The organism is Amycolatopsis sp. CFH S0740 (genome assembly GCF_004522315.1).
Classification (GTDB): Bacteria; Actinomycetota; Actinomycetes; order Mycobacteriales; family Pseudonocardiaceae; genus Amycolatopsis; species Amycolatopsis nivea.
In genome coordinates this window covers 52,666-69,147 of sequence record NZ_SDLS01000001.1, presented here as the reverse complement: position 1 = coordinate 69,147, position 16,482 = coordinate 52,666, and the positions used below count along the sequence as shown (strand labels likewise).

Below are 16,482 nucleotides of genomic sequence, written 5' to 3'. Positions count from 1 at the left end.
GCGGCGTAAGGAGGTTTCCGCGCCGCCGCAAGGTTTCTGTCGGGCGGACAACCGGCGGCGGCGCCCCAGCGTGACCGTCGCTGCGCCATAGGAAGGAACCTTTATAAAGTCGGCGGGAAAATCGCCCCGCACCCCTGGCGACCGGCCGCCGTGCGCTTTTAGGGTGACGGCGTTCGGGGCGGGGACCACTGCCCCGCTCACCGGTGCACCACCGAAGGAAAGCGAGTTTCCCATGCCCGAACCCGTCGAGATGTGGACCGCGCCCGACTTCGTCGAGTACGAAACCCCGATGGAGGTCACCGCCTACGCGGCCCGCCGGGAGGAGTGACCCGCCGGACGGGGCCGGTCCGCCGCGGTCCCGTCCGTCCCGGAAAACCTTACCGCTGAGCGAGAATCCCGGAGGACGCGAATGTCCACTGTGCACCCGATGAGTCCGGCGGAGTTCACCGGAGCCCTGCGCGGCCTCGCCGACCGGTATTGGGGCAGCCATCCGTTCCACCGGCGGATGCACGCCGGCGAACTGACCGAGCGCGAATTGCGGCTCTGGGCCGCGAACCGCTGGTACTACCAATGCGTCCTGCCGCAGAAAGACGCGGCCATCATCAGCAATTGCCCGATCCCGGAAATCCGCCGGATTTGGCTCGACCGGATCGTCTACCACGACGGTGCCGTCGAGGGCGAAGGCGGAGCCGAACGCTGGCTGCGACTGTGCGCCGCGGTCGGCCTGGACCGCGCCGAAGTCCTCGACGAGCGACACGTCGCCCCCGGTGTCCGGTTCGCCGTCGACGCCTACGTCACCTTCGCACGCACCAAACCCTGGGTGGAAGCCGTCGCCTCCGGCTTGACCGAGATGTTCGCCGGACACCTGATGCAGCAGCGGGTGGTCGACGTCCTGGCGAACTATTCGTGGATTTCCCGGGCCGACCTGGCGTACTTCACCAACCGGATCGACAAGGTTTCCGGTGAGGGCAAGGACACTTTGGACATTGTCGTGCAGCACTGCGTCACGCGCGAACAGCAGGAGAAAGCGGTGGCCGCGCTGTCGTTCAAGTGCGATGTCCTGTGGTCGATGCTCGACGCCATCGAACGCGCCGCGGCCGAGGAGTGAGCCGATGGACACCATCACGACCGAATCGGTGCCGAAACTGCGCGTCGGCGTCCGCCTGACGTTCGATCACGTGCGCGGGACGCATGTGCTGCTGTTCCCGGAAGGCGTGCTGGTACCGAATTCCACCGCCACCGCGGTCCTCGAACTTTGCGACGGCGCGACCCCGGTGTCCGGCATCGTCACCACCTTGCGCAGCCGCTACCAAGGCGTCCAGGAGAGTGACGTCCTCACCGTATTGGCGCGGTTCGGGCAACGGCGGGTGATCGAATGGACGTGACCGCACCGCTCGGGCTGCTCGCCGAACTGACGCACCGCTGCCCCCTGCACTGCTCGTACTGCTCGAATCCGGTGGAACTCGTCAGCCGGTCCGCGGAAATGTCCACCGCTGAATGGACCGGCGCGCTATCCCAGGCCCGAGAACTGGGCGTGCTCCAGGTCCACCTCTCCGGCGGAGAACCGTTGGCGCGCCCCGACCTTCCGCATCTCGTCACGCACGCGAGCGACCTCGGCTGCTACGTCAACCTCGTCACCTCCGGCCTGGGCCTGACCGAGTCCCGGCTGACCGATCTCGTCGACCGAGGTCTCGCGCACGTCCAGCTCTCGGCCCAAGCCGCGACCCCAGACCGGGCGAACCTGCTCGCCGGCGCGAAAGCCTTCGACCGGAAACTGTCCGCCGCCGAGCTCGTGAAAGCCTCGGGCCTGCCGCTGACCGTCAACGTGGTGCTGCACCGGCACAATCACGACCAGCTGCCCGACATCATCGCGCTCGCCGAGTCGATGGGCGCGGACCGGCTCGAACTGGCCAACACCCAGTACTACGGCTGGGCCCTGCGCAACCGCGACGCGCTGATGCCCACCCGCGCGCAACTCGCCGCCGCGGAACCCATCGTCCGCGCAGCCGTCGAACGCCTCCGCGGCACGATGGAGATCATCTACGTCGTCGCCGACTACTACGAGCCGTTCCCCAAACCGTGCATGCACGGCTGGGGCGCACGGCAACTCACCATCGCGCCCGACGGCACCGTCCTGCCCTGCCCCGCCGCCAGCGCGATCACCACGCTCGCGCTCGACAACGTCCGCGACACCGCCTTGGCCGACATCTGGTACCGCTCGGAGTCCTTCAACGCCTACCGCGGCGAGGACTGGATGCGCGACCCGTGCCGCACCTGCGACCGCCGCACCACCGACTTCGGCGGCTGCCGCTGCCAGGCATTCCAGCTCACCGGCGACGCGGCGAACGCCGACCCCGTGTGCTCCCGCTCCCCACACCGCGGCACGGTCGACCTCATCCTCGCCGCACCGTCCACTCCGGACCTGATTATGCGTGGCCCAGCCCGATGAAAGTCATCCTCCTGGGCACCGCGGCCGGCGGCGGCTTTCCCCAGTGGAATTGCAGCTGCTCGCAATGCACCTCCGGCTCGCCTTCGCGTACGCAGGACAGCGTCGCCTTCAGCGCAGACGGCCGTACCTGGCACCTCCTCAACGCCTCACCGGACATCCGCACGCAAATCCTGGCCACACCAGCGTTGCGCGCCGGACCGGGCCCGCGCGAGACGCCCCTGCGCACAGTCCTGCTCACCGACGCCGAACTGGACCACGCCCTCGGCCTGCTCATGCTCCGCGAGGCGACGGCGCTGACCGTCCATGCCCCCGCCGCCGCCCTGCACGCACTGACCGACCACTTCCCGGCCCGCCCCATCATCGGCGAATACCACGACTGGACCTGGCACGCCTCCACCGAAACGACCCTCGACGGCCTCGTGATCACTTCCTTCCCGATCAGCGACAAACAACCGAAATACGCCCGCTCTTCCGCCCGTCCCGGCCCGTGGGTCGTCGCCTACCGCATCCACGACCCGGCAACCGGCGGCACGCTCGTCTACGCGCCCTGCCTGCGCACCTGGCCACCCGGCTTCGACGAGTTCACCGACGGCGCGAGCCTCGTCCTCCTGGACGGCACCTTCTACAGCGGCAGCGAATTCACGACGGCCACCGACAGCGCCAACCCAGCCGCCCAGCAGGCGATGGGCCACGTGCCGATCACCACGACGCTGCCGATGCTCGCGAACCGCCCGGGGGTCGGCCGGTGGGCTTACACGCATCTGAACAACACGAACCCCGTCGTGGACCCGCAGGGCGCGGAGCATGCTGCGGTGGTGGGTGCTGGTGCGGAAGTGCCGCCGGATGGAGTGGAGTTCACGCTCTGAACCGGGCGCACGCCTCACGTCGGTTAGCTGGGCACGGCAGACGACGCGGCGTGGATACCGGAGCCGAACTGCTCCCGGACAGAACCGAACTCGCTCGCAGAGTCCCGCACGAACCTCGCGTCTGAACCGCGCGCGAACCTCACGACGGTTAACCGGACAGCAGAACCACCCCGCTCAGCCCAGCAGACGCCGCAGCGTGGATACCGGAGCCGAACTGCTCCCGGACAGAACCGAACTCGCTCGCAGAGTCGCACACGAACCTCGCGTCTGAACCGCGCGCAAGCCTCACGACGGTTAACCGGACAGCAGAACCGCCCCGCTCGACCCGGCAGAGGCCGCGACGTGGATACCGGAGCCGAATTGCAGCTGGACAGAACCGAACTCGCAGAGTCGCGCACGAACCTCGCGGAGGTTGCTCCACCAGGAAGGGCAGAACCACGCCGCTCACCGACCTAACGGACCGGACGCACCGCCGTTCACCCCACGGGAAGCCGAATCAATGCCGGACGTAACGCCCCACCTCCCTACTCAAGCACGCAAACACACCGGAGAACCGCACCGCCCACCCGCCCGGAACCCGCCTCAGGTCGCGGAGCAACGGCGCGATCAGCACCGGGCAGAGCCGATTCATGCGGTAACCAGGCGCCACTAACCGGCCCTCCGCCGAGCCTCGACAAGCGCGCCAGAAGCAGTCCACCAGCTGCCGCACACTCAACCGCCAGGTGCTCGTCTCCTGACCACGACATCGCGGCCAGCGAACACGTTGACAACCGCAGGTCGCCGGTCACCAAATGCCCCACCGCGGCAAGCAGATGCAACACACCTAGGTCCGGATATCCCCCACCAGCAACAACCGCTCCAACATCTCCGGCGTAAAGACCACCCCGGTCACCCCCGCCGCCACCGCGAAAGCCGCAGCTATCGGGTTCGACGGCCGTTCATCCCCGCCAGGATCCAACCCAGCCTCGCGCATCACCTGGATCAACCGCTCCGATTCGCTGCCGTACGTCCGGCTCGGCAGGCACGGAGTGAAACCAGCGACAACCGTGCCGTCCACCGCGTGCACGAAGTGCGCCTCCGCGTAGTCGTGCCGGTTCACAGCCACGACCTCGCTCTCTTTCGACAGCCGCGCAACGACTTCCGACAAATTCCCCTGCCACCCCCACGGTTCGACGGCGACACTCCATTCGCCGGACGACACCACACCGACGTACCCCCCGCCGTTCCCGCCTTGGGTCTGCGCGACGTACTCAGCGACCAGATTGTTCAACTCCCCGAACGTCATCTGCTCGCCGCCGACGCCACCGAACCGCCGCACCACCTCGGGCGGATCGAGCCCGCGCACGAACGAAACACAGAAGATGTCCTGCAGCGGTCCGTAATCATCCAGCCATGCCAACTCGGTCAGTAAGTCCGTCATCACGCCTCCAAGATCGACTGCGGCCATGATGACAGGCACCACCGACAAAAATCGGATCCGCGACCAAAGCAGTCCATTGTGGACAGCAGAGGGTCAATGATGCGGCGGCTCCGCCTGCAAACTCCCAGCAGGCAGCCGATCCGCACCCCAGCTGCGCTCGAGATACCCGATGATCCGCGCGACATCCTCGGCGGGCACCTTCTCCGGCTCGCCGTGTTCCCGAGGGTCGACGTGGAAGATGTAGAGCCGGGACGCGAACTGGTCGAACGGCAGCGAGGCCTCGCCGAACCGCTCGCCGTTGCCCGCGGTCGAAACCACCACGCCGTCGCCCCAGTCCTGGCCGCTGTCGTTGTTCGGGTTGTAGAAGTACACCCGCATGACGTCGTCGGGATCGGGAGCGGTGCGCAGGATCGTGATCGCGTGCCAGCCGACGTAGCGGGCGGCGCTGTCGGTGACCGCGACCCCGGCCGGCTGCGGGTGGATCAGCGGCTGCTCGCCGTTGTAGGACGGGTGGTAGCTCGCGTGGAACTGCCGCAGGAAGTCGTCGAGGTCGATCAGTTTTCCGGTGGCGACGTCGACGTTGATCCGGAAGCCCCGCGAGGCCCACCAGCCGTGGAATTCGGGGTTGACCCAGCGGTGCGGATCGCCCGGCCGGTCGGCGCAGCGGCGGCCCATCTCGGCGTAGATCCGGTCGAGATGGGGCACCACGAGCGACGACACCGGGTCCAGGTCGGCGGGCAGCGACTCGGACAGCCCGGCCCCGCTTTCCTTCGACGACACCGGCTGTCCTTCGAAGTGCATGACGACCTCGTCGTCGCGCGCCGCCCACACCACGACCTGCAGCAGGTAGTCCGGGTCGTTGTAGGCCCACATCGACAGCGCCCGCGCCGACTGGCAGGTCGGGTTGTCGCCCTGTCCGACGCCGAGCGGCTGGCCCAGCATCGACAGCACGCCCGCGAGCAGCCGCGCCTCGGGCCTCGGCTGGTCGCCGAACACGAGCGCGAGCCGTTCCCGGGCGGCGGTCGACAGCTCCAGCGCCAGCTGCCGCCACAGCGCGGGCACGACCGGCGGTTCGTAGAGGATGCCGCGGTCGAGCAGCAGCGCCAGCCCGTAGACGCACTGCGCGGTCTGCGGGTGCACGGCTTCCTCGATCAGCCGGTGGACCAGGTCGTGGTAGCGCATGAGGCAGTTCCGGCCCACGTCGGACAGGCCGAGCGCCTCGCCGAGGAGGTAGTCGCTCTCGTGCGCCAGGTACCGCAGCAGTTCGGCGTGGTACGGCGACACCAGGCCGGTGTCGTGCATGGCCCGGGCGAACCCGGTCGCCTCGTACTGCAGGCTCGCCGCGTCCATCGCCTCGAGCCGCGCCCGGAAGACGTCGACGCCCGGGTCCTCCCGGCACGCCTCGGTGGTCCCGAACAGGCTGGTGATGAGCCGGTCGAGGCCCTGCACCGACGAACCGCCCAGGTCGACGTCCGGGTCGCCGCGGTAGATCGAGATCCGCGTGATCAGCGATTTGACCTGGTCGACCTGGATCGGGCGCTGGCGCAGGATCCGCCAGATCTCCTCGACGACCTTGTCCAGGATGCTGTCGTAGCCGATCTGGTCGGCGAGGTACCGCAGCAGGTCGCGGATCAGCTGCGCGGTCCGGCCCTGCCGGGTCCGCTCCGCCTCGCTGGGCGGCGTGAACAGCAGCTCCAGGTTCGCCCCGAGCACCTGCGACAGGAACACGCGGGCGTCCTCGGCCGGCAGCGTCGGATGCTCGTAGTCGCCGCACGCGACCGCGAGCATCCGCAGTTCGCTGGTCGCCTCGATCACCACGGTGTCGGAGTTCCCGCTGTGCAGCCCGGGGCCGACCAGCGCGGGGATCAGGATCTCCGGGGTGTCCCAGTCGGTGCCCTGGAAAACCCCGGCCTCCTCCAGCGCCCGCGCCCTCGCCCGGACCGCGGCCGCGCCGTCCGGCTGGAGCAGCACCCGCCGCAGCGCCTCCAGCACCCGGCGCAGCTTCGTGTGCTTGCCGAAGTCGCGGGTCGCGGCCATGGCCGCGACCGCGTCGTCGAGCGACGCCACGCGTTTGGCCAGCGTCGCAGTCGTGCCGGTGACGTCGGCGTTCGGCTCCAAGTGCGTCCTTCGGTCGGGGTGGCGGACTCGTCCGTGCTCAGACGTAGAAGTCCAGTTCTTCCTGTTCCTTCAGCAGGTCGCGCATCCGGTAGGCGTCGTCCCCGAAGAAGTACAGCAGACCCCAGTGCGTGCCGAACGCGGTCCTCTTCGTGACCGTCTCCTCCAGCGGCGCGGTCAGGTCGTGCGACTCGTAGTAGTCGTCGTCCTCGGTCTGCTGGGGGATCCGCAGCTCGCTGACCACCCGACGGCGAGGGTACACACCGAAACAGCCCGCGACGCCGGTCGCGTCGACGACCTCCCGCGGGAAGAAGGCGTCGATCTCCTCCTCCGTCGTTTTCGGGTCGAAGGACAGGACGAGCGCCTGGTAGGCGTTGAAGCCGTAGGCCCGTTCGAGCAGCTCGAAGACCTTGAACCCGGGCGGCCGGTAGGCGACCTCGCCGAAGTACATCTCGCCGTCGCTGGTGACGAAGTACTCCGGGTGCACGAAGCCGAACTCGATGTCGAAGGTCTTGACGAGCTTCTCGATCTGGGCGGTGATCTGCGGCCGGTACCGCTCCAGCTCAGGGGTCGCCGGCACGAACACCGAGTAGCCGAGCGTGACGTACTCCGAGATGTTCAGGAACTTGACCTTGCCGTTGTGGATCCACGCCTCGACCGCGAACTCCCAGCCGTCGAGGTGCGATTCCATCAGGACCGGGAACTCCTCGTCCGGGATCGAGTCGATCTCGTCCGGGGTCCGGATGACGCGGTGGCCGAGGCAGCCCGCCTTGTCGAACGCCTTCAGGTGGATGGGGTCGTTCGGGTCGCCGTCGAGCTTGAGCAGCGTCTGGTTGACCCGCTTGAGGAACCGGACGACGTCTTCGCGGTCGTGCGCCTCCTCGAAGATCCCCACCCGGATGCCGCCGAGCTGCGCGCGCCGCTTCATCAGCGCCTTGTCCCGCAGCAGCATCGCCTGGCCGAACAGGCGCGGGTTGTCCATCAGCACCGAGTTGATCGCGCCCGCCCACTCGACGGTCTCCTCGAACAGCGGGATGGCGACGTCGACGCCTTCCTCGTGCAGGATCTCGGCGATCTCCATCGACCGGTCGTTGAGCCGCTCGAAATTCCACGACACGTACGGGATGTCGTGTTCCACGCAGTATTTCTCCGCCCAGTCCGGGGCGACCACGACGTAGCGGCGGTCGAACCGGTCGAGCGCCTCGACCGCGTTGAGCGACCAGCCGAGCAGCGCTACGTATCCCTTGTCCGGGTCCTTCGCGACCGGCTCGGACTCTGGCATAGGGCGTTCCTCCGTTCAGCACGTGCGGCTCGCCACGGCGTGGCGGCCACGGCCGTGCTGCGGTCATATACCCGAAACCGGCGAAATGAAACGGATCCGTGCCGTACGGCGAGGTTTGGCGAGCGGAAACCGTTGCGCCATCAGGGTTTTCCGGGTTACGCGGCTCCGCCCGCCTGACCGAGCAACGCGCACGCGGTCGCGAACGCCCCCGGCAGGTCGTGCCCCATCCCCGCCACCACGTCGTCCAGTGCGCGCAAACCCGCCCGTTCCAGCAAGGTTTTCTCGTTCGTCACCCACTCTCCCTTCGCGGCCAGCACCGCGTGCCCGGTCTGCATCGCCGCCACGCCGACCGACGCCGCGGCCTCCGCGACCCGGCCGTGCCGCACGTACGCGGCCTTCGCGTACTCCAACGTCCGCGCCGCCGAAGCGCGCCAGAACTTGGGGGCGTTTTCCCGCAACAGCTCCGGATACTCTGGCCTCGGCAGTTCCCCGCGCACGACCCGGTTCAGCGCCAGCTCCGCCACCACCAGGTAACTCGGGATCCCGGCCAGGTGGAACGCCAGCGGCTCCCAATGGAACCGGCCCTTCTCCGCCTCGGCCAGCTCGTGCTCGACCACGTCCAGGTCGCGGTAGTGCACGTCCACCGGCCGTCCCTGCACGGTCAGCCACGCGCCGCCGTTGAAGACCCCGCCGCCCCATTCGCCCAGGCCGGACACCTCGCCCGGCAGGCCGAGCGCGCGCAGGTCGTCCGGGTCGAACGCGCCGCGGTAGTACACCGCGTAGTCCCAGTCGCTGTCCGGCCGATGGGTGCCGCGCGCCCGCGAACCGCCCAGCGCCACCGCTTCGACTCCGGGCAAATCGGACAACAGCTCGGCGACGTGCCCGGCGAAGGTTTCCTCGTCGTTTTCCTGCATCCCCAGAACATGCCATGAATCTCTGCCAAGATCGCCAGTATTTCGCCGGTTGTCCAGCCGACCTGGGGGTTTGAATGCACCGATTACGCACCATCGCGCTCACCACTGCCGCCGTCACCGCACTCGGCGCCGCGCCCGCGAACGCCGCGCAGCCCTTCTCCGACACCGTCTTCGCCGCGACGCACAACAGCTACTCCGGCAACGTCGATGGAGCGAAGGGATCCATCTCCTACCAGCTCGACCACGGTATCCGGTTCATCGAATTCGACATTCACGACAACGGTTACGCCACCCGGCACGACTACGGGATCGGCCACAGCTCGCCCGGCGACCTGGTCGACCACGCGGGCAACCCCGCGTCCGACAGCCTCCGCGACTGGCTCGGCGTGGTGAACAGCTGGTCGGCCGCGCACCCGGACGCGGCGCCGATCGTCGTCATGCTGGACCTGAAGGACGACCTCACCGACAACGACTCGTTCGCCGCCGGAAACCTGGCCGCGGTCAACGCCGAACTGAGTGCCGCGTTCGGTCCGCGGCTGCTCTCCCCCGCCGCCTACCGCACCGGAGCGACCACGGATTCCTTGCGCGGCAGGGTCCTTCCGCTGCTGTCGGGCGACGGCGGCACGCGCGCCGCGTACCGCCGGGACGTCGGGTACCACCCCGCGGTCGCGATCAACAGCCGCGGCCAGGTCGTCGAGGTGCACGATTCCGGCGGCGGCGCGCTCTGGTACTGGACCGGACAGCTCGGCGCCGACGGACGCGTCGCCTGGCAGCGCCACGGCCGTTACGACAGCGGCCAGACCCCGGCGGTCGCGCTGGACGGCTCCGGCCGGATCGTCGAGGTGCACCAGTCGCCGAGCGCCACCACCCTCTGGTACCACACCGGCCAGCTGGGCGCGGACGGTGAAATCCGCTGGTCGGCAAGCCATCAGTACGACAACGGCGTGCTGCCGACCGTCGCGTTCACCAGCTCCGGGCTCCGCGAAATCCACCGCAGCCAGTCGAGCGACCAGAACTGGCAGTGGCGCGGCACCCTCTCCGGCGAGACCGTGACCTGGACCGGCAACGCGAAAACGTCCGATCCGCGTTACGACAAGGCGAACGCTGGGCGAATCTCTGTCGCCACCGGCGCCGACGGTTCCACCCCGGCGCAAACCCTGCGGTACTCCACGGATCTCGTCACCGGCGGCCGCGTGCAGTACCAGCAGGTGGCGTTCGACGAATACCAGCAGGGCGACCCGGCCGAACTCCAGGACGGGCTGTTCTACGGGGCTCCGGCGAAGGATTCAGCGTTTTTGGTCGCTGCGCGCAAGAGCGGGCACGTCGTCCGCGGCTGGGACTTCGACAACGCGGGCCTGGCCACCGATCCGCTGGTCAACTACCCGGCGACCAACCACCCGTACGACGACTGGTACCGGCAGCTCACCCAGGACGCCGCGCGCTAGGTTTTCGCCGGAACCGGTTCCGGGCCTGAAGAAAAAGGGGCCCGCGCTCTCCCACCCCGACGGGGAGAGCGCGGGCCTCGCCCGCAGGCTGGAGGGTCGGTGTTCCTCCCAAGAACACCGGCCCCTCCGGCCCGTGGGCGGTCAGGCGGTCCGCTGCCTGAGCCGAGCCGCCCCGACGGCTACGACCGGCATCGACGCTTCCCGAAGCGCCGCCCGTTCGACCGGCCGGCGGACCGCCCCGCCCGGAGTCCGCAGGCAATGTCGCTCCACGGATTCCATGAGCACGGCGGCGACCATCACGACCACGGGGGTAGCCAGCGCGAACCACATGTGGCCTTTGGTACCCAGCCGCGCGGAAAACCAATCGCCCGGTTTCCGGGAGGGCGGTCGCTAGACTGGCGGCGTGCGCACGCGACCGACGCTGACCTGGGCCGGACCTGGCGAACCGCTGCCGCGCACGGGCACGGTCGCGGACGTGGCCGAGATCGTCGCCGGGCGGCGGGTGCTCGTGCTCAGCGGCGCGGGCCTCTCCACCGAATCCGGCATACCTGACTACCGCGGCGAAACCGGCAGTCTCCGCAACCACACGCCCATGACGTACGGCGAATTCGTCGCCAGCGAGGCGGGCCGCCAGCGTTACTGGGCGCGCAGCCACCTCGGCTGGCGCACCATCGCACGGGCCGCGCCGAACGACGGGCACCGAGCCGTTTCCGCACTGCGCGCGGGCGGCTGGGTCTCCGGCGTCATCACCCAGAACGTCGACGGCCTGCACCGCGCGGCCGGCACTCCCGGCGTAGTCGAACTGCACGGCAACCTCGACCGCGTCGTCTGCCTCGACTGCCGCCGCACCACCGCGCGCGAAGACCTCGACGCCCGGCTGCGCGCGGCGAATCCGGATTTCGGCGCCGTGGCAACGCGGATCAATCCGGACGGCGACGTCGAACTGGCCCAGGAGGTCGTCCGCACCTTTCGCACCGTGCCCTGCACCAGTTGCTCCGGCGTGCTGAAACCGGACGTGGTGTTCTTCGGCGAGAACGTGCCGCGCGCCCGCGTGGAGCGGTGCTACCGGATGGTCGACGAGGCATCCGCGGTGCTGGTGCTCGGATCTTCGCTCACGGTCATGTCCGGCCTGCGATTTGTCCGGCGGGCCGCGAAAGCCGGCAAACCCGTGGTGATCGTCAACCGCGGCCAGACCCGAGGCGACGAGCACGCGACCGTCCGCGCGGACCTGCCGCTCGGCCCCGCGCTCACCGAGCTGCTTGCCGTGCTGGAAACCGCGTTGCCCAGCCCGAGCGCCGCCGGATAAGCTGCGGGCACTCCGATGGAACGGTCCCCGGAAGTACGCCGCAGAGCGGACCGGCCAGCCTGAAGACATCCAGGTCCAGGAGCGGGCGGCAACCCTGTAGTTGTCGACCCGTTTTACCGGAGGTTCTCCGATGTCTCTCGGCATTGGCCTGCCCGTCAGCGACCCCGCCGTCCTGCTCGACTGGGCGCGCCGCGCGGACGCCGGCCCGTTCAGCACGCTCGGGCTGCTCGACCGCCTCGTCTACGACAATCCCGAGCCGCTCACCGCGCTCGCCGTGCTGGCCGGCGCGACTACCCGTATCCGGCTGCAGACCGAGGTCCTGCTCGCCCCGCTGCGCGAGACCGCGCTGCTCGCCAAGCAGACCGCCACGCTCGACCGGATGAGCGGCGGCCGGTTCGTGCTCGGCGTCGGCGTCGGCGGCCGCGAGGACGACCACCACGCCGCCGGCACCCCGCTGCGCGAACGCGGCCGCCGTCTCGACCGGCAGCTCGCCGACCTGTACCGGCTGTGGTCCGGCGCGCCGTACAGCGCCGAAGCCGGTCCGATCGGCCCGGCACCGGCCCGCGAAGGCGGCCCGGAGCTGCTGATCGGCGCGTTCAAACCCCAGGCGCTGGCCCGCGTCGCCCGCTGGGGCGACGGGCTGCTCGCCGCCGCTCCCCCGTCGTGGGTCGGCGGGCTGTTCGACGCCGTGCGCCGCGACTGGCGGGACCACGGCCGCAAGGGCGAACCGCGGCTCGTCGCGCAGGTGAACGTCGCGGTCGGCCCGGATTCCGTCGCGGACGAAGCGAAAACGGCAATGCACGCGTACTACGCGTTCACCGAAATGGCGGAGCACATGGTGAGCGGAATGCTCACCACGCCCGGCGACATCCGCGCCGCGATCCGCGCGTACCGCGATCTCGGCGCGGACGAGGTGATGCTCTACTGCTGGGGCAGCGATCCCGGCCAGGTCGACCGGCTCGCCGACCTCTGCTGAACAGCTGACCTTTTCTGAACAGCACGGGAAGTAAGCTCGCGCCCATGCACGCGTCGACGCTTTCCGGCGGATCTTCCGCGCCCCGTCCCGGAATCGCCCGTCGGCGGGGATGACGGACGAACCTTCCGGGCGGGCCCCCTGGCTCGCCGCGCACCCCCGGCGAGGTTTCCTGCTCGGGGCCGGCGCGGTGCTCGCCGGATCGGGCGCGCTCGCGGCCGCGCTTTCCCGTCCCGCGCCCCCGGTGGCGCGGGACGGGTTCGGCGCGGACTGGCTTTTCGGGCCGTACACCGCGGGCAGCACCGATCCGGACTTCGACGACAGCGCGATGGCGCTGGTTTCGGTGCCGCACTGCGTGGTTCCGCTGTCCTGGCAGGACTGGGACCCGTCGGACTGGCAGCACGTCTGGGTGTACCGGCAACATTTCCTCGCGCCCGCGCAGCTGCGCCGGAACCGGGCGTTCCTCCAGTTCGACGGGGTGCTCAGCGCGGCGATCGTGTACCTCAACGGCCGCCGCGTCGCGATGCGCAGCGGCGGTTACCTGCCGCTGCGCTGCGAGGTCACCGGCCTGCTGACCGACAAGGACAACGTGCTCGCGGTGGTCGTCGACGGCCGCTGGCAGCAGAACACGCCGCCGGATCTGCCGGAATTCCCGCACCCGACGGCCATCGATTTCTATCAGCCGGCCGGGCTGTACCGCGAAGTCCGGCTGACCGGCGTGCCGCAGACGTATCTGTCCGATGTGTACGCGCAGCAGATCGCCGTGCTGACGCCGAACCGCGAGGTGCTGCTGCACTGCACGGTGGATTCGGCCAAGGCGGTCAAAGGCCCCGTTCGGCTTACCGCCACGCTCAGCCAGCACGGTGCGGAAGTCGCGTCCTCCTACACCGATCTCACCGGCCTGCCGAAGGGCGACACCCAGGTCACGGTGTCGTTGCAGGGCCTCGACGCGGTGCAGCTGTGGGACCTGGACGATCCGGCGTTGTGCGACATTCTCGTCACGCTCGCGGTCGACGGCCGGAAAGTGCACACCTACCCCGTGCGCACCGGATTGCGCGACGCTCAGTTCACTGTGGACGGTTTCCGGCTGAACGGGCGGCCGCTCAAGCTGTTCGGGCTCAACCGGCACCAGTGGTACCCGTTCGTCGGCGGCGCGATGCCGGACCGGGTGCAGCGCCGGGACGCTCAGCTGCTGAAAGAAGAGCTGAACTGCACGATGGTGCGCTGCTCGCACTATCCGCAGGCGACCGCGTTCCTCGACGCCTGCGACGAACTCGGCGTCCTGGTGTGGGAGGAACTGCCGGGCTGGGACCACGTCGGCGACACCGCGTGGCAGGAGCTGGCGGTGCGCGACGTGCACGACATGATCGTGCGCGACCGCAACCATCCGTCGATCATCGTGTGGGGCACCCGGGTGAACGAGACGCTCGGCCAATACGCGCTGTACGGGAGAACCGACCAGCTCGCCGCGGAACTCGACCCGATGCGGCCGTGCACCGGCGCGGTCGCGGGCGAGCGCGGTTACGTTTCGCCGCTGTACCCGGTGAAAGCGGCCGGCGGGGTGTTCTCGTTCAACGACTACAGCCGCCCGCGTCCGCCGGGTTCGCCGCCTCCGCTGCGCCCGCCGCGGCGAGGGGTTCCGTACCTGGTCAGCGAAGCGATCGGCACGCTCGTCGGCTCCGCGTACTTCCGGCGGACGGATCCCCCGGCGGTGCAACGGGAACAGAGCATGCTGCACGCCTGGGTGCACGACCACGCCGCGTCCGATCCGCACTACAGCGGCCTGCTGGGCTGGTGCGGTTTCGACTATCCCTCCGGCTGGTACCACCACTATCGCGGCGTGAAATACCCCGGCGTGATGGACTTCTTCCGGATCCCCAAACTGGGCGCGGCGTTCTACCGGGCGCAACGCGATCCGTCCCGCGGCGCGGTGATCGAACCGGCCTTCTACTGGGATTTCGGCCCGGGCTCCCCGCCGGGCGGGCCGGGTCGCGACGCGATCATCTGGTCGAACTGCGAGGTGCTGGTGGTGACTGTCGCGGGCAAGCGTCCGGTCACCGTGCACCCTGATCGCGCCCGGTTTCCGCACCTGGCGTATCCGCCGTTCTCCGTGGATCTGCGGGTGAACGGCCGAACGCGCCCGGAGCTGACCGTCGAAGGCCGGATCGGCGGGCAAACCGTGCTGCGCAGGCGATTCAGCGCGGATCCGGCGTACGACACGATCGCGGTGACCGCCGACGACGACCAGCTCGTCGCCGACGGCGCGGACACCACCCGGGTCGCGTTGCGCTTGCTCGATCGCTACGGCGCTCCGCGGCCGCATGCGCGCGGAGTGCTGGCGGTCTCGGCGACGGGGCCCGGCGTGCTGATCGGTGACCCCTACCTGGACTTCGGCGCGCTCGGCGGTGCGGCCGCGGTGTGGGTCCGCTCGATGCGCGGCACCCCCGGCACGATCACCGTGAGTGCCACGCATCCGTTCGTCAACACCGGAAGCGCCACGATCGAGTTAGTCTGAGGTCACCACACGACCGGGACCTGCGAAACCCCGCCGGTGAGCCGGTTGGAGCGCACTTCCAGCTCGTCCGCGGGCACGGCGAGGCGGAGGTTCGGGAAGCGGCGGAACAACGTCGTGAACACCACGCGCAGCTCCGTGCGGGCGAGGCTGGCTCCGATGCAGAAGTAGCCGCCGTAGCCGAAAGCGATGTGGGAGTTGGGTTTGCGGTCCGCGTCGAACTCGTGCGCGTCGGCGAACACCGCCGGGTCGCGGTTGGCCGACGCGGTCGAGATCATCACCGCGTCGCCGCGCGGGATCCGGACGCCGCCGATCTCCACGTCCTCGTGCGCGTACCGGAGCAGCCCGAGCCCGCCAGGCGCGGACATCCGCAGGATCTCCTCGACGGTGGCGTGCACGCGCGCATCGGGGTCGGCGGCCAGCGCGTCGCGGCGGGCGAGGTCGGTGAGCAGGAACAACACGCCGAGGTCGATCCGGTTCGACGTGGTCTCGTGGCCGGCGAACAGCAATCCGGCGGCGAGCCTGCCGAGGTCGTCGTCGGTGAACGTCGGGTCGTCGGCCTGCGCGGCGACCAGGTCCGAGACGACGTCCTGGCCCGGGTCGGCGCGTTTCGCGTCGGCGAGGCCGGACATGTAGGCGGTGAACTCGGTCATCGCCACCTCGGCGTCGCCGCCGCTGTCGAGCACGCCGATGCGGTCGGAGAGGTCGCGGAACTTCTCGCGGTCTTCGTACGGGACGCCGAGGAGTTCGCAGATCACCAGCACCGGCAAGGGGAACGACAGGTGCTCGTGCAGATTCGCCGGCGAGCCCGCGGCTTCCATCCCGTCGAGGCAGCGATCGGTCAGTTCCTGGATCCGGCTGCCGAGGCGGCGCATCCGGTTCGCCGAGAACGCCGGGACGAGCAGGCGGCGCAGCCGGGCGTGCTCCCGCTCCTCGGTCTCGAAATCGCCCTGCGGCCCGTTGAGCACCGCGGCGTCGGAGACCGTCGAGGCGTCCTCGGGATGCGGGTGGGAACGGCCGAAGCGGTTGTCCGCGAACACTTCCCGGGCCTGCTCGTACGCGGTGACGAGCCAGGCCGGGTCGCCCGCCGGGGTCGTCACCGGGACGATCGGGCCTTCGCGGCGCAGGACTTCGTACAGCGGCGCGATGTCCAGGACGTTCGGCCTCGCGAACGGCAGCTGGGTGGGGGTAGACATGCGG

The 16,482-nt window shown here is 69.5% G+C and carries 15 protein-coding genes; 9 read left to right on the top strand and 6 right to left on the bottom strand.

Translation table 11 applies throughout. From position 1 onward, the window contains the following. Positions 1-232 precede the first annotated feature (232 nt). The 5 genes from pqqA (at position 233) to pqqB (ending at position 3,315) form a co-directional block, all read left to right on the top strand. Positions 233-328 carry a pyrroloquinoline quinone precursor peptide PqqA gene (gene pqqA / locus EIZ45_RS00340; protein ID WP_037358081.1) on the top strand — a complete coding sequence of 32 codons (96 nt, stop codon included), beginning with the start codon at positions 233-235 and terminating at the stop codon, positions 326-328. Between the two features lie 81 nt (positions 329-409). Then, positions 410-1,108, top strand: a complete 699-nt coding sequence (gene pqqC / locus EIZ45_RS00335) for a pyrroloquinoline-quinone synthase PqqC (protein ID WP_037811409.1) — start codon at positions 410-412, stop codon at positions 1,106-1,108. Positions 1,109-1,112: 4 nt separating this feature from the next. Then, entirely contained in the window at positions 1,113-1,385 is a 273-nt protein-coding gene (pqqD, locus tag EIZ45_RS00330) for a pyrroloquinoline quinone biosynthesis peptide chaperone PqqD (protein ID WP_134661757.1), read from the top strand. Further along, a complete protein-coding gene (gene pqqE / locus EIZ45_RS00325; RefSeq protein WP_134661758.1) occupies positions 1,376-2,449 on the top strand; it encodes a pyrroloquinoline quinone biosynthesis protein PqqE in 1,074 nt (357 codons plus the stop codon). Before pqqD ends, pqqE begins: the two co-directional genes overlap by 10 nt. After that, on the top strand, positions 2,446-3,315 hold the full coding sequence (pqqB, locus tag EIZ45_RS00320) for a pyrroloquinoline quinone biosynthesis protein PqqB (RefSeq protein ID WP_134661759.1): 870 nt from the start codon (positions 2,446-2,448) through the stop codon (positions 3,313-3,315). Before pqqE ends, pqqB begins: the two co-directional genes overlap by 4 nt. Before the next feature lie 823 nt (positions 3,316-4,138). Here the strand turns inward: pqqB and EIZ45_RS00315 are convergent. The 4 genes from EIZ45_RS00315 to EIZ45_RS00300 all read right to left on the bottom strand — a co-directional run bounded on the left by EIZ45_RS00315 (position 4,139) and on the right by EIZ45_RS00300 (position 9,046). Beyond that, a complete protein-coding gene (locus EIZ45_RS00315) occupies positions 4,139-4,762 on the bottom strand; it encodes a DUF6461 domain-containing protein (RefSeq protein WP_134736011.1) in 624 nt (207 codons plus the stop codon). 66 nt (positions 4,763-4,828) lie between these two features. Next, the gene (locus EIZ45_RS00310; RefSeq protein WP_134661761.1) at positions 4,829-6,853 is read right to left on the bottom strand and encodes a hypothetical protein; all 2,025 of its coding nucleotides are present in this window, start codon (positions 6,851-6,853) and stop codon (positions 4,829-4,831) included. Positions 6,854-6,890: 37 nt separating this feature from the next. Then, positions 6,891-8,132: an acetyl-CoA carboxylase biotin carboxylase subunit family protein gene (locus EIZ45_RS00305; RefSeq protein WP_134661762.1), complete on the bottom strand. Its 1,242-nt coding sequence runs from the start codon at positions 8,130-8,132 to the stop codon at positions 6,891-6,893. Positions 8,133-8,287: 155 nt separating this feature from the next. Continuing rightward, positions 8,288-9,046: a nucleotidyltransferase domain-containing protein gene (locus EIZ45_RS00300; RefSeq protein WP_134661763.1), complete on the bottom strand. Its 759-nt coding sequence runs from the start codon at positions 9,044-9,046 to the stop codon at positions 8,288-8,290. A 74-nt stretch (positions 9,047-9,120) separates the two neighbouring features. Here EIZ45_RS00300 and EIZ45_RS00295 point away from each other — a divergent pair, with 74 nt between their 5' ends. Then, positions 9,121-10,491 (top strand): hypothetical protein, encoded by a 1,371-nt coding sequence (locus tag EIZ45_RS00295; RefSeq protein WP_134661764.1) that lies wholly within the window; start codon positions 9,121-9,123, stop codon positions 10,489-10,491. Between the two features lie 141 nt (positions 10,492-10,632). Here the strand turns inward: EIZ45_RS00295 and EIZ45_RS00290 are convergent, their stop codons facing one another. After that, positions 10,633-10,821, bottom strand: a complete 189-nt coding sequence (locus tag EIZ45_RS00290; protein ID WP_037811394.1) for a hypothetical protein — start codon at positions 10,819-10,821, stop codon at positions 10,633-10,635. A 73-nt stretch (positions 10,822-10,894) separates the two neighbouring features. Here EIZ45_RS00290 and EIZ45_RS00285 point away from each other — a divergent pair, with 73 nt between their 5' ends. The 3 genes from EIZ45_RS00285 to EIZ45_RS00275 all read left to right on the top strand — a co-directional run bounded on the left by EIZ45_RS00285 (position 10,895) and on the right by EIZ45_RS00275 (position 15,285). Then, on the top strand, positions 10,895-11,797 hold the full coding sequence (locus EIZ45_RS00285) for an NAD-dependent protein deacetylase (protein ID WP_037811392.1): 903 nt from the start codon (positions 10,895-10,897) through the stop codon (positions 11,795-11,797). Between the two features lie 130 nt (positions 11,798-11,927). Beyond that, entirely contained in the window at positions 11,928-12,773 is an 846-nt protein-coding gene (locus tag EIZ45_RS00280) for an LLM class flavin-dependent oxidoreductase (RefSeq protein ID WP_134661765.1), read from the top strand. Positions 12,774-12,882: 109 nt separating this feature from the next. Further along, a complete protein-coding gene (locus EIZ45_RS00275) occupies positions 12,883-15,285 on the top strand; it encodes a glycoside hydrolase family 2 protein (RefSeq protein ID WP_134661766.1) in 2,403 nt (800 codons plus the stop codon). Positions 15,286-15,287: 2 nt separating this feature from the next. On the opposite strand, the gene EIZ45_RS00270 is transcribed toward EIZ45_RS00275, so the two are convergent. Then, on the bottom strand, positions 15,288-16,478 hold the full coding sequence (locus EIZ45_RS00270; RefSeq protein ID WP_134661767.1) for a cytochrome P450: 1,191 nt from the start codon (positions 16,476-16,478) through the stop codon (positions 15,288-15,290). Positions 16,479-16,482: the final 4 nt, after the last annotated feature.